The sequence below is a fragment of the Oceanimonas aquatica genome (assembly GCF_030732065.1).
GTDB lineage: Bacteria > Pseudomonadota > Gammaproteobacteria > Enterobacterales > Aeromonadaceae > Oceanimonas.
The window spans coordinates 309364-329064 of the sequence record NZ_JAVBHX010000002.1 but is presented as its reverse complement, the minus strand read 5'-3'; the positions used below and the strand labels follow the sequence as shown (position 1 = coordinate 329064).

Below are 19701 nucleotides of genomic sequence, written 5' to 3'. Positions count from 1 at the left end.
GTTCAGTCCTTTTGTTCCGTGGCCGAGGTGGCCACGGCATGTTTACGCAGCAGGCCGCGCAACTGATGGTAACTCAGCCCCAGCAATTCGGCCGCCTGGCGCTGATTATAACGGGCGCGGGTGAGCGCCGTCTCGACCAGGGTCCGCTCCTGTGACGCCAGATGGGTTTTCAGATCCAGCGGCCAGCTTGTTGCACTGTTCTCCGGGGTGCCGCTGTCCGGCTGCCAGGGCGAGGCAAACGGGTCCAGACACAGCACTTCAAGGGGCTGGTCGGGCTCACGCTGGCGGGACAGGCTGCGTTCTACTGCGCTTTTCAGCTCGCGAACATTGCCCGGCCAGGCGTGGGCCAGCAGTTGCCGGCGTGCGGCGGAAGCAAAGCCCGCAAACAGGGGACGGCCCAGCTCGGCACACCATTTTACCGCAAAGTGCTCTGCCAGTTGCAGCACATCCTCTTCCCGGGCCCGCAGGGGCGGCAATGTAATCACATCAAAGGCCAGTCTATCAAGCAGATCGGCGCGGAACTCGCCCTTTTTGACCAGGGAGAGCAAATCCTGATTGGTGGCGCACAGCAGGCGCACGTCCACCCGCACCGGCTGGCTGCCGCCCACCCGTTCAAATTCGCCGTATTCGATGACTCTGAGCAGCTTTTCCTGCACTCTGGGACTGGTGGTGGCGAGCTCATCCAGAAACAGGGTGCCGCCGTCGGCGCGCTCAAAGCGGCCGGCGTGGCGCTTTTGCGCACCGGTAAAGGCGCCGGCTTCATGACCGAACAGCTCGCTTTCCAGCAGGCTTTCGGCCAGGGTGGCGCAGTTGATGGAGACAAAGGGCTGCTGCCAGCGGGCCGACAAAAAATGCAGCCGGTGCGCCACCAGCTCCTTGCCGGTGCCGCGCTCGCCCACCACCAGCACCGGCCGGTTCAGGGGCGCCAGGCGGGAGACTTCGTCCAGTACCCCGAGCAGGGCATTGGACTGGCCAATGAGGTCGCTGTCCATGATGACACCACCTTGGTGAATTTCGCCAAATAGTAGTGCTTTTTGCCAGTAACAGCCACTCCTGCCGGCCCGGATTGGCCCGCAGCCCGCTGCTGACGAGCATTCCACAGGCTGGCACGAACCTTGTATTGATCATGGCCAAAGACACGGGCCGTCCGTCCGTGGTTTTATCAAGGAGACGCCTCATGAGCATATTTTCAAGAATGGCCGACATCATTAACGCCAACCTCAACTCGCTGCTCGACAAGGCAGAAGACCCGGAAAAAATGGTGCGGCTGATCATTCAGGAGATGGAAGACGAACTGGTGCGCGAGCGTTCCAATCTGGCCCGTTTTCTGGCCGAGAAAAAGGATCTGCTGCGCCAGATTGAGCGGCACCAGGAGCGGGTGGACGAATGGCAGGGCAAGGCCGAACTGGCGCTGACCAAGCAACGGGAAGACCTGGCCCGGGCCGCGCTGCTGGAAAAGAAAAAGCAAAGCGAGCTGCTTACCGCCCTGGAGCAGGAATGCACCGTAGTGGAAGAGAGTATGAACAAGCTGGCCGATGCCATTGCCAAGCTGGAAGCCAAGCTGGGTGACGCCCGCGGCCGCCAGCAGGCCATGCAGCTGCGCCAGCAAAGCGCCCAGAGCCGCATCAAGGTGCAGGAGCGGGTGCGCCGCAGTGAAAACCAGTCTGCTATCGACAAGTTCAATCGCATGGAGCGCAAAATTGACGAGCTGGAAGCCCGCGCCGATCTTTACAGCCAGAGCAAGGGGCTGGATCAGGAGTTTGCCGAGCTGGAAGTAGATGATGCCATCAGCAAGGAGCTGGAGCGGCTCAAGGCAAAAATGCATGATGACAAGGAGCAGTAATGAGTGAACTGGCCTGGGCCCTGGTGGCCCCGTTAAACATCTTTCTGTTCCTGGTGGTGCCCATCTGGCTGGTGCTGCACTATCGCAGCAAGCGCCGGCTGGATGAAGGGCTGGATGACAACGCCCGCACCCGTCTGGAGCAGGCGCTGCAACAATCCGAGCAGCTGGCCGAACGGGTCGAGACCCTGGAGCGGTTATTGGATCAGGAGGTGCCCGAATGGCGTCGACGCTGATTAATCTTTATCGTGACAAGCAAAACGGCAAGCTCGGCGGTGTCTGTGCCGGCATCGCCCGCCGGCTGGAGGTGGAGCCCTGGCTGGTGCGGGTGCTGGCCATCACCGGGTTGCTGTTTGCCAGCTTTCTGACCCTAGTGCTCTACATTGCCGCCTGGCTGCTGCTGGACGATCTGCCCCGGGAGCAACCGGAGCCCGCGTCCCGGGAGCACGTCAAGGCCGCCGGCTGGCGCTCGGGGCTGGCCCCCCGGGAAGCCCTGGAGCGGCTGGAAAGCCGGCTGGAGCGACTGAACGGTCGGGTGGCGGCCATGGAGCGGCTGATCACCTCCGGCGAGTTTCGCCTGCGCCGCCAATTCAACGATTTGCGCGAGGATAAATGAACAAAGCGGCCATGCGCCAGTGGCGCAACAAGGCGGAATCCTGGGTGCAGCGAGGGCTGGACCGCCGGCTGAGGCTGGCGGTGACGGGCCTGAGCCGCAGCGGCAAAACCGCCTTTATCACCAGTCTGGTCAATCAGCTGGAGCATGCCGGGCTCGATGCCCGGCTGCCGCACTGGCCGCCGGCGGCAGAAGGACGCTTGCTGGGCAGCCAGCGGGTGCCCGGACGTCATCATCACGTGCCCGCCTTTGGCTACGAGGCGGCGTTGAATCAGCTGTCGGCCACCCCGCCGGTGTGGCCCGAGCCCACCCGGGGCATCAGTGAAATTACCCTAGCCATTCGTTACTGCCCCAAAAACCGGCTCAAGCGCCGGTTGCAGGACACCGCGACTCTCTACCTTGAACTGGTGGACTATCCCGGCGAATGGCTGCTCGACCTGCCGCTGCTGTCCATGAGTTATGCCCAGTGGAGTGCCCAGCAGCGCGAGCTGCTGCAAACCCCGGCGCTGGCCCGCCTGGCCCAGCCCTGGCTGAACGCCGGCGAGACCATTGCTCCCGACAGCCCCGCCGATGATGCCGTGCTGGCGCCCCTGGCAGCGGCCTACACCCAGTGGCTGCACGACATCAAGCGGGAAGGCGGCGCCTACCTGGTACAGCCGGGGCGTTTTATTTTGCCCGGCGAATACCAGGGTGCGCCCATGCTGCAGTTTGTGCCCTGGGTATGGGGCGAGGTGCCGGCGGGGCTGAACGAGCAGCACCACTACGGCATGATGGAAACCCGCTTTGAACATTACAAAAAGCATTTGGTGGCGGGCTTTTACCGGGATCACTTCGCCGGTTTTGATCGCCAGATTGTGTTGGTGGACTGCCTCAGTGCGCTCAATCGCGGCCCCGACAGCTTTGCGGATCTGAGCCGGGCGGTGAACGCCATTGTGCAGAGCTTTGATTACGGCAAAAGTGGCTGGTGGCGGCGGCTGTTTGCCCCGCGCATCGACAAGCTGCTGTTTGCCGCCACCAAGGCCGATCACCTGACCCCGGATCAGCATGGCCGGCTGACTCAGTTGCTGGCCACCCTGGTGCGCGGCGGTCATCGCCATGCGCGGCTGTCGGGCATCGACATCGAAACCCTGGCGCTGGCCTCCATCAAGGCCACCACCAGCGGTGAGGTCAGTCATCAGGGCGAGGCCATTCCGGCGCTGCAGGGCCGGCGCCTGGATAACGGCGAGCCGGTCACCCTGTATCCGGGGGAAGTGCCGCAAAGCTCGCCCGACGCCGCTTTCTGGCAACGCCAGGGCTTTGATTTTACCGATTTTGCGCCCCCCGGCTGGCAGCCGGAGCAGCCACTGCCGCATCTGCGCCTGGACCGGGCGCTGGCCTTTTTACTGGGAGACAAACTCGCGTGACCCTGAAAACCAAAGTGATCCTTGACCAGCCCCTGACCACGGCCAGGGATGAGCCGCTGCGGGCCGGACAAACCCTTGACGATGATGATTTTCTGCAGGCCGAGGCCACGGCGAATGGCCCGGCCGAGGTGCTGCGCCCCAAGCGCCGCCACCGGCTGTGGTGGAGTGCGGTGAGTCTGATCCTGATATTGCTGCTGGTGCACTCCGGCCTGTCACTGTGGCAGACCTGGCAGGACAGCCAGTGGCTGGGCGCGGCCTGGAGCCTGGCGCTGGCTCTGCTGGCATTGGCGGCCGGCAGCAGCCTGTGGCGTGAAGCCAGGCAGCTGCGCCGGCTGGAGCGGGTGTCGACACAGCGGGCCCGGGCCGAGCAACTGCTGGCCAATGCCGGCCATGGCCAGGCAAGGGGGTTTTGTGAACAGCTGGCCCGTGGAAGCGGGCTTGAACACAGCGACGCCTTTGCCCAGTGGCAAACGGGACTCACCGGCGACGAGCAGGACGGCGAAGTGCTGAGCCTGTACAGCCGGCAGGTGCTGGCCACTCAGGACCGGCAGGCCCGTGCCCAAGTACTGAAATGGTCGGGCGAGGCGGCGGTGATGGTGGCGGCCAGCCCCCTGGCGGCGGTAGACATGCTGCTGGTGCTGTGGCGCAACCTGAAAATGATGGAAGACATTACGCGCTGCTACGGCATTCGGCTGGGGGCGGTCAGCCGGCTCAGGTTACTGAAAAGCGTGCTGCACCATATGCTTTACGTGGGCGTGTCGGAAGCAGCCATCGACGCCGGCATGGATCTGCTCGGGCTGGAGCTGGCCGGCCGGCTGTCGGCCCGGGCCGGGCAGGGCGTAGGCGCCGGCCTGCTGACCGCCCGGCTGGGCCTGCAGACCATGGATCTGTGCCGGCCCGTGCCCTGGCAGGGGGATGAGAAAAAGCAGCTGGGTGGCATTCGTCGCGCCCTGATTGACCGGGTGGCAGCCTTGCTGTCCCGGCGTGAGCACAAGGAGACGCAATAATGGACGCAGAAAAACTGATGAAAAAGTTTCTGGGAAATTCGTCGGGCTTTGGCAAGGGGGCGGCCACCGGCGGCATTCTCGGGGCCGTGCTGGGCAGTAAAAAGGGCCGCAAAATGGCCGGCAGCACCATCAAGTATGCAGGGCTCGCCGCCGCCGGTGTGATGGCCTGGAAGGCCTACCAGGGCTGGCAGCAGGGCAAGCAGCCGGAGCAGGCCACGCCGGTACGGGAAGGGGATATGCAGCACATGGACCCGCGTTTTTCCCCCGAGGCTCCCGCCGCCGGTGGCGAGTCGTTTCAGCTGTCGCTGATGCGCGCCATGATCGGTGCCGCCAGGGCCGATGGCCATGTGGATGCCAGTGAGCAGCAGCGCATCTTTGAACAGGTGGAGCAAATGGGGCTGGCGGCCGACGAAAAGGCGCTGGTGTTTGACATGCTGTCGGCGCCGGTATCCATGAGCGATATCGTCGCCTCGGCCAAAGGCCCGGAGCAGGCGGCGGAGCTCTATCTGGCATCACGGCTGGTGATCGATCCCGACCAGGCTTCGGAGCGGGTTTATCTGGACGCGCTGGCGCACCGGCTGCAACTGCCGGCCGAACTGGTGGCACATCTGGAGCAGCAGGTAAAACAGGGGCTGGAGTAAAAAATTCAGGGAGATTGAAATATTTTGCAGGAAAGCCGGGGAATTGGGGTGACCGACGGGGCTCGAACCCGCGACAACCGGAATCACAATCCGGGACTCTACCAACTGAGCTACGGTCACCACTAATGGCGCGCCCTGCAGGACTCGAACCTGCGACCATCCGCTTAGAAGGCGGATGCTCTATCCAGCTGAGCTAAGGGCGCATGTTGCGCGGCCTGGCGGCTGGCAACGGGGCGGCATAATACCGGCTTGAGCCCACAGGGTCAACGGCTTTATCCGCCCGGGGTTTCTTATCAAAGGCCCGAAAAAATGCGACAATTGTCGCAGGTTTATAAAGGTGAGAAACAACGCAGATGTCAGCTCAAATAATCGATGGAAAAGCGATTGCACAGGCGGTTCGCAACCAGGTGGCCGAACGGGTCGCTGCCCGCAAAAACGCCGGCAAACGGGCCCCTGGCCTGGCGGTCATACTGGTGGGGGCCAACCCGGCGTCCCAGGTGTATGTGGGCAGCAAGCGCCGCGCCTGTGAGGAAGTCGGGTTCGTGTCCAAATCCCACGATTTGCCCGAGCACACCACGGAGCAGCAATTGCTGGATCTGATCGATGAGCTGAATCAGGACGCCACCATCGATGGCATTCTGGTGCAGTTGCCGTTGCCGGCCCATATCGACAGCACCCTGGTGATTGAACGCATTCATCCCCACAAGGATGTAGACGGTTTTCACCCCTACAATGTGGGCCGTCTGGCCCAGCGTATTCCGGCCCTGCGCCCCTGCACCCCCAAGGGCATCATGACCCTGATCGAGCGCAGTCACATCAAGACCCATGGCCTTAATGCCGTGGTGGTGGGCGCGTCCAACATTGTTGGCCGCCCCATGACCATGGAGCTGTTGCTGGCCGGCTGCACCACCACCACCTGTCATCGTTTTACCGAGGATCTGCGTGGCAAGGTGGAAAGTGCCGATCTGCTGGTGGTGGCCGTGGGCAAGCCCAATTTCATTCCCGGTGACTGGATCAAGCCCGGCGCCGTGGTGATCGATGTGGGCATCAACCGCCTGGACGACGGTCGTCTGGTGGGGGATGTGGAATACGCCGTGGCCGCCGAGCGTGCATCTTACATCACGCCTGTACCCGGTGGCGTGGGCCCGATGACGGTGGCTTCGCTCATTGAAAACACCCTGATCGCCTGCGAGCGCTACCACGACAACTAATCAGTAACAGGGGAATGGCATGAAGTGGCTCGACAAGGATGTCCTGTACACCGTCATTTTCGGTACCGAGACCCCGGCGGGGCGGCGCTTTGATATTGCCCTGATCGTCGCCATTTTGCTGTCGATGGTGGTGTTGCTGCTGGACTCCATCGGCTCATTCAGGGCTCAGTACGGACCCTGGCTCTACGGCCTGGAGTGGGGCTTTACCCTGCTGTTTACGGTGGAGTTCGGTCTGCGCATCTGGTGCGCGCAAAGCCGCACGGCTTATCTGCGCAGCTTTTACGGCATTATCGATCTGCTGGCGGTGCTGCCCACCTACCTGGCCATCTTTATGCCCGGCGCCAGCTTTTTGCTGATGGTGCGCCTGCTCAGGGTGCTGAGAGTATTCCGCATTCTCAAGCTTATTCGCTACATGGACGAGGCCAACACCCTGATGCGCTCGCTCTACCAGAGCCGGCGCAAGATCCTGGTGTTCTTCAGCAGCCTGTTTATTCTGGTGACCCTGTTCGGCTCTCTGCTTTATGTGGTGGAAGGGCCGGAAAACGGCTTTACCAGCATACCTACCGGCATTTACTGGGCCATTGTGACCATCACCACGGTGGGGTTTGGCGACATCACCCCGCAAACCTGGCTGGGCCGGGGCATTGCCGCGGTCACCATGCTGATGGGCTATGCCATTATCGCCGTGCCCACCGGCATTATTACCGCGGAGCTTGGGCGTGAGATGCGGCGGGAGTATTCCCGCCGCCATTGCCCTCAGTGCGATCGCAGCGGTCATGAGCGGGATGCGAAGTTCTGCAACCACTGCGGTGCCGAGCTGGAACCACCGAATGACAATGCATAAGGTGAGACGTAAAACCTAAAAGGGGAGCGGAAGCTCCCCTTTTGCTTACTGCGCGCTTGCTTACTGCTCGCTTTCTTCAAGCACTTCGTTGACCTTACGCTCGGCTTCGGCGCTGATCTCGTCCATGGTTTCACCTACCGCCTCGGCGGTGTCTTCGGCCGCCTCCATGGTGTCATCCATCATGTCACCGGCGGCCTGGGTGGCATCGTCCATGGCCTCACCGGCGGCCTCCATGGTGTCATCCATCATGTCGCCGGCGGCCTGGGTGGTGTCGTCCATGCTCTCGCCGGCGGCTTCGGCCTGGTCACCGGTGGCCTGGGCGGCATCATTCACCGCCTCATCCACGGCTTCACCCATTTGCTCCATGGTGCCTTCACTTTCAACGCCCAGCGCTTCCTGAGTGTCGTCCACGGCCTGCTCGGTTTGCTCCTGCACCTGTTCGACCGTTTCATCCACTTGCTCACCCGCCTGCTCTGCCGGGCCCTGGTTATCACAGGCCACCAGACCAAAGGTGGTGACGTAGGTCAGCAGTAAAATATTCAGCAGTGACTTGTTCATGGGCTCTCCCTTGTTGTTGTTAAGTCTGAATCGCGGAACATTCCGCCTTTCGGGAATCTCATTAACAGTAATAGCCCAGGTCGGCCGGAATCAACAGCCCGGTTACCGGGCTGCTGTATACCGGAAATAAAATAAAGTCCTTTAAAATCAACTAATAAAATGAGAAGGCGAAACCGGCTGACGCACTCGATCAGCATGAAGGGGCCTTGAGTATGACGAACCCTGACCGGTTTGGGGCCAGGTTCAGCTGTTTTCCAGTATTTGCTCCAGCTTGTTTTGTGCTTCCTGTGAGGCCTGCTCTATCACCTGCCGGTGTTGCTGCTTCTGCTGCTCGGTTACTTCGGGCGCGGGCGCAGGCTGGCGGGTGCGGACCGGCGGTGCGGAAACGGAGTCGGTGGTGTTCACCACCTCGTCAATATGATCCTCCACATTGGCGGCGGGGCCCTGAGGCTCGCAACCGGCCAGCAGCATCAGAGAAAGGGCGAGGGCGGAAGAAATGAACTTTTTCATGACAGGCTCCTGTTGGTAAAACATCGGCCACTGTGTTCAGACAAACAGTCGTGGGCATAAAACATCAAGGGCACCATATTGGTGCCCTTGATGCGAATTTCAACCGCTGTGGCTTATTTGCGGCGCCAGCGGGTGCCTTCCGGGCCGTCTTCCAGCACTATGCCCATGGCGGTGAGGGTATCCCGGGCGGCATCGGCGGCGGCCCAGTCCTTGCTCTGGCGAGCGTCCAGGCGGGCCTGGATCAGGCGTTCGATCTCGGCCACCTCGTCATCGGCACCGGCATCGCCGCGCAAAAAGGCCTCGGGCTCCTGCGTCAGCAGGCCCAGCACGCCGGCCAGCTCGCGCAGGCGGCCGGCCAGACCGGCGGCGGCGGTGTCGTCCTTGCCCTTCTGGCGGTTGATTTCCCGGGCCAGGTCAAACAGCACCGAGTAGGCCTCGGGGGTGTTGAAGTCGTCGTTCATGGCGGCGGTAAAGCGGCTGACAAACTCCTCGCCACCGGCGGCCGGTGCCTCGGGCAAATCCCGCAGGGCGGTATAGAGCCGCTCCAGGGCGGTGCGCGCCTGCTTCAGGTTTTCGTCGGAGTAGTTGAGCTGGCTGCGATAGTGGCCGGACAGCAAAAAGTAGCGAATGGTTTCGCCGTCGTAATGCTTGAGCACGTCGCGAATGGTAAAGAAGTTACCCAGTGACTTGGACATTTTCTCCTGATCCACCATCACCATGCCCGAGTGCATCCAGGTGTTGACGTAGGGGCTGTGGTTGGCGCAGCAGCTCTGGGCGATTTCGTTCTCGTGGTGGGGGAACTGCAGATCCGAGCCACCGCCGTGAATGTCGAAGTGTTTGCCCAGGTGCTTGCCGTTCATGGCCGAGCACTCAATGTGCCAGCCCGGACGGCCCGGACCCCAGGGCGACTCCCAGCTCGGCTCGCCGGGCTTGGACTGCTTCCACAGCACAAAATCGAGGGGGTTACGCTTGGCCTGCTCCACTTCCACCCGGGCGCCGGCCTGCAGCTGCTCCAGGTTCTGGCCCGAGAGTTTGCCATAGTCGGCAAAGCTGTTGACCTCAAACAGCACGTCGCCGTTGTCGGCCACATAGGCGTGACCGTCCTGGATCAGGGTTTCCACCATGGCAATGATTTCGGGAATATGACCGGTGGCTTTGGGCTCGATATCGGGTCGGGCAATATTGAGGGCGTCGAAGTCCTGGTACATTTCGCCGGTCAGGCGCTCGGTCAGGGCCTGCCAGTCTTCGCCGTTCTCGGCAGCACGCTTAATGATCTTGTCGTCAATGTCGGTGATGTTGCGCACAAAGGTCAGATCGTAACCGGCGTAGCGCAGGTAACGGGTAACCACGTCAAAGGCCACAAAGGTGCGGCCGTGTCCGATATGACAGAGATCGTAAATGGTGACACCACACACATACATGCCGACCTTGCCGGGCACCAGGGGTTTGAATTCTTCTTTTTGTCGGGTCAGGGAATTATATATTTTCAGCATGTTTATGAAGTCTTGGTGGTGGTGAGTGGTCAATAAAGTCTGCCGTATTGAACCGTTTATGGCCAGCGGGTGCAAGCAATGCGAAGCATCAGTGCGGTTGCGCTCCGCCGACACGCTACAAGTACTTCCCTGTAACGCTCGAAAATGCCATATATGGACACCTCGCTTTTCGCAAGTGGGGTTCCGTGTTTTGGCAGCCAGGATTAACTGCATCCGTATATTCGGCCTGTGCTGATGAGGGAGTCATTGGCTCACTCTGGCCCTAATGAGAACCGCGCCCTTGCTGCCTATCGTCCCTACGGAGTTCAGACTCCTGACATTTTCTCGGCGTTTGCAAGGGCCGGTTTAACCTGTTGCCTCATTCACGTTTTCCACATCGCGTTTCGTCGGGGTGACAACCTCTTGTTTTCCTTCCTGCTAAACAGGGTTTAATTCAGTTTCTTTATGTCAGCTCAGGCTGCCCGATAGCGCTCCTGCCGGAACAGCATGACCCAGATAATCCGTGCCAGCTTGTTGGCCGTGGCCACGGCAGCGCGTTGCTTGCCTCTGCGCTCGGCTAGCTGTTTGACCCACAGTGATAACCGGTCTGCGGCCTTGTTCAGGTGCCGGATAATCGACCAGGCTCCTTGTATCAACAGCTTGCGCAAGTACCCATTACCACGCTTGGTGATGCTGCCCAGCTTTTGCTTGCCGCCACTGGAGTGCTCTTTCGGCACCAACCCCAGGTTGGCGGAGAAGTGCCGGGCATTGCGGTACTGACTGCCGTTACCGACAAAGGCGACCATGGCGGTTGCAGTTACCGCGCCTACACCTCGAATGTCGGTGAGTCGGGTGCAGGCCTCGTTATCGCGACATTGCTGTTCGATGTCTTTATCCAAGCGCCGGATAGCCTCATCCAGCTGCCGCCATTCTTCCATGATGTCACCACAATAGGCCCGAGCCCGTGATGTCAGTTCGTTATCGGCATCCTCCAGTAGCAAGGGCATAGCCTGCCTCAGGCTTTCTTTACCGCCGGCCAGGACAATGCCGTACTCATTGAGCAAGCCCCGTAACTGGTTAATCAACCGGGTTCGTTCCCCAACACGGCGCTCTCGCAGCCGGTGCGCCAGGCTGATATCAGTCTGCTCCAGCGTGCGCGGCTGCACGAACGTCATATTGGGGCGCCGTGCCGCTTCGCAGATGGCAAAGGCATCGTTGCGGTCGTTCTTGTTACCTTTGACGAACGGTTTGACATGCTGGGGTGGCAACAACATCACTGGGTGCCCCCGCTGCTGCAGGGCTCTGCCCCAGTAATTGGAGCCGCTGCAGGCTTCCATGGCAATAGGCACCTGAGGGTGCTGGCTAAGCAGCTCCAGCACCTTGTTTCGGGCTACCTTGCGATTGAATACCGCCTTGCCAGCTTGATTGACGCCACAAACCTGAATCACATTCTTTGCCAAATCGAGACCAATGAGCGTAATGTTCATAGTGGACACCTTTTGTGGATATTTGAGCTTCAACCCAAATATGGCGCATCGCGACGCCGGTTACCCAAGAGGTGTCCATCTCATCATCCATGGCATTTAATGGTCGGCTACGGCAATCCCCACTGCTGCTTCGAGCTGCATTGGCAGTGTCTGCCAGTCAGCATCGAGCAAACTGAGGAGGACAAAGGGTGTCTGCTTCGCCGTGCCCTTTGCGCCATGGATGGCGCAACGGAGCCTACAGGGAGGTATTCACGGCGTGCCGGAGAAGTAGTGCCCTTTGGCCGACGGTAGTGCACGGCTTTGCAAGCGAGTGACTTGCGACCAGGAGTCCGCCGGGGGTTCGCTAACGCCGCTGCTTGCGCTAAACTCGGCAACTGAACTCAAATACTCGGAAGCATGAACATGGTCACACTGCACACTACCTACGGCGACATCACCCTTAACCTGTTTGCCGACAAGGCCCCGGAAACCGTTGCCAACTTTCTGCAATACTGCCGCGACGGCCACTACGACAACACCCTGTTTCACCGGGTGATTGACGGTTTCATGATTCAGGGCGGCGGCTACGGTCCGGGCTTTGAAGAAAAGGAAACCCGCGCCGCCATCAAGAACGAAGCCGACAACGGCCTGCCCAACAAGGTGGGCGCCATTTCCATGGCCCGCACCATGGAGCCCCACTCCGCCACCGCTCAGTTCTTTATCAACGTCAACGACAACGACTTCCTGAACTTCAAGTCCGCCACCACTCAGGGTTACGGCTACTGTGTATTCGGCGAAGTAAGCGAAGGCATGGACGTGGTCAACAAGATCAAGGGCGTGGCCACCGGCACCCGTGGCTACATGCACCAGGACGTACCGGTTGACGACGTGCTGATCACCGGCGTGACCGTCAGCGAATAAGGCACTCCCGTTATTGCCTTGCAATGCCCGCCACGGCGGGCATTGTTGTGTTTGAATCCGGACTTTCAATTCATGCCTCATACCCTGTTTATTGCCGATCTGCACCTGAGCGCCGGCCGGCCCGATATTACCTCCGCCTTTCTGCACTTTATGGAACACGAAGCTCCCGAGGCAGATGCCCTCTATGTGCTGGGGGATTTGTTTGAATTCTGGATCGGCGACGACGAGCCGGGTGAACTGAACCGGCAAGTGGCGGCGGCGTTCCGCATTTGCAGCGAGAGCGGCACGCCCGTTTATTACATTCACGGCAACCGGGATTTCATGATTGGCCGGCGCTTTGCCGCCGAGGCAGGCATGACGCTGCTGCCCGAACATCAAGTGATTGATCTTTATGGCGAGCCCACCCTCATCATGCACGGCGACACCCTGTGCACCGACGATGCCGGCTACCAGCGCTACCGCCGCATTACCCGCTGGCGCTGGCTGCAGTGGCTGTTTCTGCGCCTGCCCCTGCACAAACGCTTGAGCATCGCCGACGGCATTCGCGGCAAGAGTGCCGAGTCCAAGCAGGACAAGAACATTACCATAATGGACGTGAACCAGCATGAGGTGGCGCGGCAAATGCGCAAGGCCGGGGTACGGCGGCTGATCCACGGCCATACCCACAGGCCCGCCATGCATGAATTTGAACTCGACGGCCGGCCCGTTCAGCGCCTGGTACTGGGCGACTGGTATACCCAGGGCAGTGTGCTGACTATCACCCCCAAGGGGGCCGAACTGCAAAATCGTGCTTTCAGGGAGACGGCATGAAACCGGGCAAAACCGGAATGCGGCGAATGATCGCGGCCCTGGGCTATTCCCGTCAGGGGATGGCCAGTGCCTGGCGCTTTGAGGCGGCCTTTCGTCAGGAGTGTGCATTGGCGCTGGTACTGGTACCGTTCGCCTTCTGGCTGGATCTGGGGTTAAGCGAAACCCTGTGGCTGGTGGCGAGCCTGGTCATGGTGTTGGTGGTGGAATTGCTCAATTCCGCCATTGAAGCCGTGGTGGACCGCATTGGCCCCGAGCACCACGAGCTGGCGGGCCGGGCCAAGGATACCGCCTCGGCGGCGGTGCTGCTGACCCTGTTGCTGGCGATATTTGTCTGGGCCATGGTGCTGGGCACGCATTTTTTTTGACTTGATGGCATGGTCCCGCGGGGCGGCCGGCCAGACGAAGGCGTCAAATTGTGCCCAATTATGGTCACAAACAGGACCCTCTGGTTAAAATAATGTGATCACCATCTGCTTTTGAACGCAATGCAGTGGCGCTCTCACCACCGGGAGTAACAAGGTATTAACAAGCTAAATGCGCTGATTTGAAGTATTCATTTCTGTTATGGACAGCCAGGCTCTAGCATCAGGGACATGCGCTAACTCAGCCATTCATGGGGCGCAGTTAACAACCCTGTTACCGATATAAGGAAGGAGCCTTACCATGCAGATGCCCAACACCCTGACCATTCCCAACGGTGAAAAAGTTCGCGGCATGTTTTCCGAGGCGGAAATGCGTTCCCGCCAGCAGAAGCTGCGCCAGTACATGGCCGCCAACGACGTGGACGCCGTGCTGTTCACCTCTTATCACAACATCAACTACTTCAGTGATTTTGTGTATTGCCGTTTCGGTCGGGACTATGGCCTGGCGGTGACTCAGGACATTCACACCACCATTACCGCCAACATCGACGGCGGCCAACCTTACCGCCGCAACGCCCTGGGCGACAACCTGGTCTACACCGACTGGCAGAAAGACAACTTCTTCCGTGGCGTACAGCAGCTGATTGGCGGTGCCCGTCGCGTGGGTGTGGAATTTGACCATCTGAGCCTGCAAAACCTCGACAAGCTGAAGGCGGCCATGCCGGAAGCCGAGTTCGTGGACATTGGCGTGCCCACCATGAAGATGCGCATGATCAAGTCTGCCGAGGAAATCGCGCTGATCAAGCAGGGTGCCCGTGTGGCCGATGTGGGCGGTGCCGCCATTCGTGACGCCATTGGCGTGGGCGTGCCCGAGTACGAAGTGGCCCTGGCCGGTACTCAGGCCATGGTGCGCGAAATTGCCCGCACCTTCCCCCACGGCGAGCTGATGGACACCTGGGTCTGGTTCCAGTCCGGTATCAACACCGACGGTGCCCACAACCCGGTCACCAGCCGCAAGATTGAAGCCGGCGACATTCTGAGCCTGAACACCTTCCCGATGATCGGGGGTTACTACACCGCCCTGGAGCGTACCCTGTTCAGCGAGCACGTGTCCGACCGTCATCTGGAGCTGTGGGAAATCAACTGCAAGGTGCACCGCCGTGGTCTGGAGCTGATCAAGGCCGGCAACCGCTGCAGTGACATCGCCGCCGAGCTGAACGAAATCTTCGCCGAGCACGACGTGCTGCAGTACCGCACCTTTGGTTACGGTCACTCCTTCGGCACCCTGAGCCACTACTACGGCCGCGAAGCGGGCCTGGAACTGCGTGAAGACATCGACACCGTACTGGAGCCGGGCCACGTGGTATCCATGGAGCCGATGATCATGCTGCCGGAAGGCCTGCCTGGTGCCGGTGGTTATCGCGAGCACGATATTCTGGTTATCAGCGAGAGCGGTGTGGAAAACATCACTCGCTTCCCCTTCGGCCCTGAACACAACATTATCAAGGGCTGATGAAAGCAGGCTCGCCCAAAAGGTGAGCCTGCTTTGTTTTAACGGCAATGAAGGGAATATTGTTGCCGTCCTACTTCTGGTGAGGCCGGCCACGGCCGGTGGAATCAGTGACGTTAAACCAGCTTCGCAAGAAGCCGCTCAAAGAGGTAGAAGTCATGTTAAGTGAATCCTGGACCATGGAATGGTTTGTTTATCTCAACGCCATCATTCTTGCCTGGGCCACCCTGGCCTATGTCTACCGGGAATACGTTCGTAAATCCGATGATTAATGAACGACTCGACCAAACGACCAAAGGGAATTTGTGATGGAAAACTATTCATTTCTAAACTGGGCCCTGCTGCTGGGCTCCTTCGGCGTGCTGATTTTTATCGGCTACCTGTCCAGCCGAGTGGTAAAAGACAGCGATGAAACCGGCTTTCTGGTAGCCGGCCGCAGCCTGGGCCCCTTCGTGGGCGCCGGTACCATTGTCGCCACCGGCTTCAGCGGCTGGGGCTTTATGGGCTCTCCCGGTGTGGCCTACGAGTTCGGCTCGGTGGAAGTGCTGGGTAACTTCTTCTTTGCTCCCGCCATGGTGATTGCCGTGCTGTACTTTGCTCACTTCCTGCGCCGTCGCGCCGAGGAGCTGGGCAGCTGCACCATTCCGGAGTATGTGTCTCAGGTACACGGCGGTGGTGCCGGGCTGGAGCGCTGGGTCAAGGGCGTGGCGGCCACCATTACCATAGTGTTGCTGCTGGTGTTCCTCACCAGTCAGATCAAGGCGGTGGGCCTGCTGGGTGCTTCATGGCTGGGCATCAGCCTGACCGAAAGCGCGCTGCTGATGATCTCGGTGATCATTCTCTACACCATGCTCGGTGGTCTGGCCGCGGTGGCCTGGACCGATACCCTTATGGTGGCGGGCATGGGCATCGGGGCCGTGGTCATGATGTTCCAGATCTTCACCGACATTAACCTGTCCGAGTTTATCGAGCGTCTGAACGCCGTGGACACCGAGCTGCTCAACCCGAGCACCTCCGCGCCCTACGGTGAAAGCAAGGGCTCGGTCTTCCTGGTGCTTCCTTACGCCTTCCTGTTCACCGCCGTGCTGCCTTACATGGCCGTGCGTTTCCTGGCGTTCAAGCCGAGCGTGAAAATGCATCAGGTGGCCATCTGGGTGGCGCCCATGGGTTGCTTGCTGAGCCTGGTGCCCATCGTGGGCATGTATGTGCGCATCGCGCATCCCGAGCTGGCGGAAGCGGATCAGGCCATGCCGGTCTATCTGGCCAACTTCCTGCACCCGGCGCTGGCGGGCATCATTACCCTGTTCATTCTGTTCGCCATGAAGTCGACCGCCAACTCGCTGCTGCATACCGTATCGAGTGCCGCGTCTCACGATCTGCGTACCGCCCTGTTCCCCAACAGCAAGTCCTCCGGTGCCCGTATTCTGTGGGTCAACCGTATCTGGGTTGCCCTGCTGGGTATCATCGGCTTCCTGATGATGCTGTACGCGCCGCCCTTCATGTTGTCGTGGCTGGGTATTCTCGGCTCCGGCACCCTGCTGGCGGTGATGATCGGTCCGGTGTTCATCTCCTCCTTCTGGCAAGGTAACGGCTATGGCGCCCTGGCTTCCATGTTCACCGGCCTGGTGACCAGCGGCAGCTTCCTGCTGTTCACCAATGTGGGCTGGGTGGAAGGTCCGCTCTATGGCTGTCTGGCGTCCTCCATCGTCTATGTGACCGTGAGCAAGCTGACCCAGTCTGTTCCGGCCGGTACGGTGGCCCGCAGCTACTGAGCATCGTAAACCTTGATAATGCAAAGCCCGGTTCGCCGGGCTTTTTGCGTTGGCGGCCTTGCGGAAAGAGCGTGTAAATAAGTCTCGTATGAGAATATTTATTGGTGCTCTGGATCACATTTCTGTCACCTGCGCATGGATAATAACCACTTTTCTCACAAGGATATAATGCTGTCGGCAATGTGTTCACAAGGACAAATTGACATCGTCGGCATTCATCATGGACGAGATGACCGGAGAGAAATGGAATGCGTAACAATCAGCCCGTAACCGGGCGCAATGTGGAATTGCCGGAAGGCATCAACATACTGTCCACCACCAGTCCGGACAGTCATATCACCTATATCAACCAGGCCTTTGTGGATGTGTGCGGCTTTCAGCGGGAGGAGCTCATTGGCGAACCCCACAACCTGATCCGCCACCCGGACATGCCTTCCCAGGCCTTTGCTCACCTGTGGCAAACCCTCAAGGCCGGCCGCTCCTGGATGGGGCTGGTCAAGAATCGCTGTAAAAACGGGGATCACTACTGGGTCAGTGCTTATGTCACCCCCATTGTGCACGACGGTGAAACAGTGGAATACCAGTCGGTGCGCACCAGGCCCGAGCCCGGCCAGGTGGCCGCGGCAGAAGCGCTGTACGCCCGGCTGCGGGCTGGCAAGGCTGTGGGCTCCCGCTGGGGGCGGCTGAGCCTGAGCGTGCGGCTGTGCCTGCTGATGCTGTTGTTCACCCTGGCAGGCACGCTGGGCATGGCGGCACTGTTTTCCAGTGCCTGGCTGCCGGTAGTGCTGGCGGCGGCAGTCAGCGGCGGGCTCTGTGCCGCCACGGCAGCTGTCATGCTGTCGCCGTTGCGCAAGCTCGCGGCCCAGGCCCGGCGCCAGGCCGACAACCCCCTCAGCCGGCTGGCCTATACCGGGCGGGAAGACGAGCTGGGGCAGATTGACTTTGCCCTGAAAATGGCCCGGTCCGAGTCTGGTGCTTTGCTGGGGCGGTTATCCGACTCGGCCCAGCGCCTGGGCGGACACAGCAGTGATCTATTGCACAACATGGCGGCCGGCCAGAAACTGACCACACAGCAGCAGGCCGAAACCGATCAGGTGGCCACTGCCATCAATCAGATGGCGGCCAGTATTCAGGAGGTGGCGTCCAGCGCTCAGCAGGCGGCCACAGCTGCCGAGCGGGCGGATGAGGATACCCATACCGGCCAGCGGCTGGTGGCCAGTACCAGCGAATCCATTCATGCCCTGGATGGCGAAATTCGGGAAGCGGGCCGGGTGATTCAGGAGCTGGAAAGCCATGGCCAGAGCATTTCCACCATTCTGGAAGTGATTCGGGACATCGCCGAGCAGACCAACCTGCTGGCACTCAATGCCGCCATTGAGGCGGCCCGGGCCGGCGAGCAGGGGCGGGGCTTTGCGGTGGTGGCCGACGAGGTGCGTAACCTGGCGGGCAGGACCAGCGAGTCGACCACCGATATTCAGAACATGATCAGCAATCTGCAGCAGGGGACTCGCATGGCGGTGTCGGTCATGGAGCGCAGCCGGGAGCAGGCCCGGCATTGCGTGGATCATGCTCAGCAGGCGGCGGGCGCCCTGGATGGCATTGGCCTTAGGGTGCGGGAAATCACCGAGATGAACATTCAGATCGCCACCGCGGTGGAGCAGCAAAGTGCGGTCAGTGAAGAGATCAACCGGGGGGTGAGCACCATTCGCGATGCCGCCGATCACCAGGTGGAAACCGGCCAGCATAACCGCCGGCGCTGCGATCTGGTGGCGGAGCTGGCGGAAGGGCTGAACGAGCTGTCACGCCAGCTGTGGCTGCGACGGGCCTGATCAGAGTGCGTTCAGCCCCTGCTTGAGGTAATCCAGCAGCATGTGGCCCGCCGAGGTGAGCTCGTTGGCATCGTAGCAAAAGCCGATGGAGACACTGCCCAGATCCGGGCAGTGGGCAAAGCTGGGCGAGGCTTCCAGCCCGTCGGGCACCGTGCTTTTGGACAGCACGCTGATGCCCAGACCGGCCTTGATGGCGGACTGAATGCCGAGCAGGCTGGAGGTGCTGTACACAATGCGCCAGGGCAGGTTGGCACGGGTAAGGGCATTGATGATGGAGCGTCGATACAGGCAGCCCTTGGGGTAGAGGATCAAGGGCAGGGGCGCATCCGGCGACAGCATCATGTTGTTGTTACGCACCCACACCAGCGGCTCGGTAATATAGTCGGTCAGCTGCGGGTGATTGGGGCGGCTTTCCTCGATGGCCATCACCAGATCGTAGGCGCCCTTTTTGTAGTCGCTGAGCAGGTTGGCGCTGATGTCGCTGCTTACGTCCAGGGTCACCTCCGGATAGGCCTGGGAAAACCGCCCCAGGGTGGTGGCCAGGAAGGACACTTCAAAGTCATTGGGAATGCCGAGGCGCACCGAGCCGCTCACCCTGGGGGTGCCCAGGCGGGAGATCAGGGTGTCGTTGAGTTCCAGCATGCGCTGGGCGCAGGTCAGCAGCAACTGGCCTTCTTCGGTGAGTTGCAGGCCCTGACCGCGATTGAACAGTTTCACATCCAGCAGCTCTTCCAGCCGCTTCATCTGCAGGCTGACGGCGGGCTGGGAACGGCCCAGCCGCTCGCCGGCCTGGGTAAAGCCCCCCAGCTGGATAATGGTGACAAAGGTACGCAGCAAATCCGTGGGTAGGTTCTTCATTCTTGAAGTGCGGCCATTTAAAAGGTTAATAATCTTATTATTAACATTTGATTAGCAAATGTAAAAGGGCCGGT

General features: G+C 60.4%; 20 protein-coding genes and 2 tRNA genes. 14 read left to right on the top strand and 8 right to left on the bottom strand.

Going from position 1 to position 19701, the window contains the following annotated elements; translation table 11 throughout:
• Nucleotides 1-2: 2 nt before the first annotated feature.
• On the bottom strand, nt 3-992 hold the full coding sequence (gene pspF, locus Q9290_RS04680; protein ID WP_306078469.1) for a phage shock protein operon transcriptional activator: 990 nt from the start codon (nt 990-992) through the stop codon (nt 3-5).
• Between the two features lie 185 nt (nt 993-1177).
• Between pspF and pspA the strand changes: the two genes are divergently transcribed.
• From pspA to Q9290_RS04650, 6 genes are read left to right on the top strand one after another with little or no spacing between them, the layout of a single operon-like run.
• Nucleotides 1178-1843 (top strand): phage shock protein PspA, encoded by a 666-nt coding sequence (pspA, locus tag Q9290_RS04675; protein ID WP_306078468.1) that lies wholly within the window; start codon nt 1178-1180, stop codon nt 1841-1843.
• The gene (pspB, locus tag Q9290_RS04670; RefSeq protein ID WP_306078467.1) at nt 1843-2076 is read left to right on the top strand and encodes an envelope stress response membrane protein PspB; all 234 of its coding nucleotides are present in this window, start codon (nt 1843-1845) and stop codon (nt 2074-2076) included. The genes pspA and pspB overlap by 1 nt, the downstream gene beginning before the upstream one ends.
• Complete coding sequence (pspC, locus tag Q9290_RS04665; protein ID WP_306078466.1) at nt 2061-2456, top strand: envelope stress response membrane protein PspC; 396 nt, start codon at nt 2061-2063, stop codon at nt 2454-2456. Before pspB ends, pspC begins: the two co-directional genes overlap by 16 nt.
• On the top strand, nt 2453-3856 hold the full coding sequence (locus Q9290_RS04660; protein WP_306078465.1) for a YcjX family GTP-binding protein: 1404 nt from the start codon (nt 2453-2455) through the stop codon (nt 3854-3856). The genes pspC and Q9290_RS04660 overlap by 4 nt, the downstream gene beginning before the upstream one ends.
• Nucleotides 3853-4863 (top strand): YcjF family protein, encoded by a 1011-nt coding sequence (locus Q9290_RS04655; protein WP_306078464.1) that lies wholly within the window; start codon nt 3853-3855, stop codon nt 4861-4863. Before Q9290_RS04660 ends, Q9290_RS04655 begins: the two co-directional genes overlap by 4 nt.
• Nucleotides 4863-5504, top strand: a complete 642-nt coding sequence (locus tag Q9290_RS04650) for a tellurite resistance TerB family protein (RefSeq protein WP_306078463.1) — start codon at nt 4863-4865, stop codon at nt 5502-5504. Before Q9290_RS04655 ends, Q9290_RS04650 begins: the two co-directional genes overlap by 1 nt.
• Nucleotides 5505-5548: 44 nt before the next feature.
• Here Q9290_RS04650 and Q9290_RS04645 read toward each other — a convergent pair.
• Both Q9290_RS04645 and Q9290_RS04640 read right to left on the bottom strand, forming a co-directional pair.
• A tRNA-His gene (locus tag Q9290_RS04645) sits at nt 5549-5624 on the bottom strand.
• 6 nt (nt 5625-5630) lie between these two features.
• Nucleotides 5631-5707, bottom strand: a tRNA-Arg gene (locus tag Q9290_RS04640).
• Between the two features lie 150 nt (nt 5708-5857).
• Here Q9290_RS04640 and folD point away from each other — a divergent pair.
• Both folD and Q9290_RS04630 read left to right on the top strand, forming a co-directional pair.
• Complete coding sequence (folD, locus tag Q9290_RS04635) at nt 5858-6715, top strand: bifunctional methylenetetrahydrofolate dehydrogenase/methenyltetrahydrofolate cyclohydrolase FolD (RefSeq protein WP_306078462.1); 858 nt, start codon at nt 5858-5860, stop codon at nt 6713-6715.
• A gap of 19 nt (nt 6716-6734) precedes the next feature.
• Complete coding sequence (locus tag Q9290_RS04630; RefSeq protein WP_306078461.1) at nt 6735-7559, top strand: ion transporter; 825 nt, start codon at nt 6735-6737, stop codon at nt 7557-7559.
• A 60-nt stretch (nt 7560-7619) separates the two neighbouring features.
• Here Q9290_RS04630 and Q9290_RS04625 read toward each other — a convergent pair whose 3' ends face one another.
• From Q9290_RS04625 to Q9290_RS04610, 4 genes are all read right to left on the bottom strand, one after another.
• A complete protein-coding gene (locus Q9290_RS04625; protein WP_306078460.1) occupies nt 7620-8117 on the bottom strand; it encodes a hypothetical protein in 498 nt (165 codons plus the stop codon).
• 243 nt (nt 8118-8360) lie between these two features.
• Complete coding sequence (locus Q9290_RS04620) at nt 8361-8627, bottom strand: hypothetical protein (protein WP_306078459.1); 267 nt, start codon at nt 8625-8627, stop codon at nt 8361-8363.
• Nucleotides 8628-8740: 113 nt separating this feature from the next.
• On the bottom strand, nt 8741-10120 hold the full coding sequence (cysS, locus tag Q9290_RS04615) for a cysteine--tRNA ligase (RefSeq protein ID WP_306078458.1): 1380 nt from the start codon (nt 10118-10120) through the stop codon (nt 8741-8743).
• A 452-nt stretch (nt 10121-10572) separates the two neighbouring features.
• Complete coding sequence (locus tag Q9290_RS04610; RefSeq protein ID WP_306078457.1) at nt 10573-11586, bottom strand: IS110 family RNA-guided transposase; 1014 nt, start codon at nt 11584-11586, stop codon at nt 10573-10575.
• A 402-nt stretch (nt 11587-11988) separates the two neighbouring features.
• Between Q9290_RS04610 and Q9290_RS04605 the strand changes: the two genes are divergently transcribed.
• The 6 genes from Q9290_RS04605 (at nt 11989) to Q9290_RS04580 (ending at nt 18769) form a co-directional block, all read left to right on the top strand.
• The gene (locus tag Q9290_RS04605) at nt 11989-12486 is read left to right on the top strand and encodes a peptidylprolyl isomerase (protein ID WP_306078586.1); all 498 of its coding nucleotides are present in this window, start codon (nt 11989-11991) and stop codon (nt 12484-12486) included.
• A gap of 72 nt (nt 12487-12558) precedes the next feature.
• Nucleotides 12559-13296, top strand: coding sequence for a UDP-2,3-diacylglucosamine diphosphatase (gene lpxH / locus Q9290_RS04600; protein WP_306078456.1), 738 nt, complete (start codon nt 12559-12561; stop codon nt 13294-13296).
• A 26-nt stretch (nt 13297-13322) separates the two neighbouring features.
• Complete coding sequence (locus Q9290_RS04595) at nt 13323-13661, top strand: diacylglycerol kinase (RefSeq protein ID WP_306078455.1); 339 nt, start codon at nt 13323-13325, stop codon at nt 13659-13661.
• 298 nt (nt 13662-13959) lie between these two features.
• The gene (locus Q9290_RS04590) at nt 13960-15171 is read left to right on the top strand and encodes a M24 family metallopeptidase (protein WP_094199728.1); all 1212 of its coding nucleotides are present in this window, start codon (nt 13960-13962) and stop codon (nt 15169-15171) included.
• 305 nt (nt 15172-15476) lie between these two features.
• On the top strand, nt 15477-16940 hold the full coding sequence (locus Q9290_RS04585; protein WP_306078454.1) for a sodium:solute symporter family protein: 1464 nt from the start codon (nt 15477-15479) through the stop codon (nt 16938-16940).
• Nucleotides 16941-17188: 248 nt separating this feature from the next.
• Nucleotides 17189-18769 (top strand): methyl-accepting chemotaxis protein, encoded by a 1581-nt coding sequence (locus Q9290_RS04580; RefSeq protein ID WP_306078453.1) that lies wholly within the window; start codon nt 17189-17191, stop codon nt 18767-18769.
• Here Q9290_RS04580 and Q9290_RS04575 read toward each other — a convergent pair whose 3' ends face one another.
• Nucleotides 18770-19627: a LysR substrate-binding domain-containing protein gene (locus Q9290_RS04575; protein WP_306078452.1), complete on the bottom strand. Its 858-nt coding sequence runs from the start codon at nt 19625-19627 to the stop codon at nt 18770-18772.
• Nucleotides 19628-19701 lie beyond the last annotated feature (74 nt).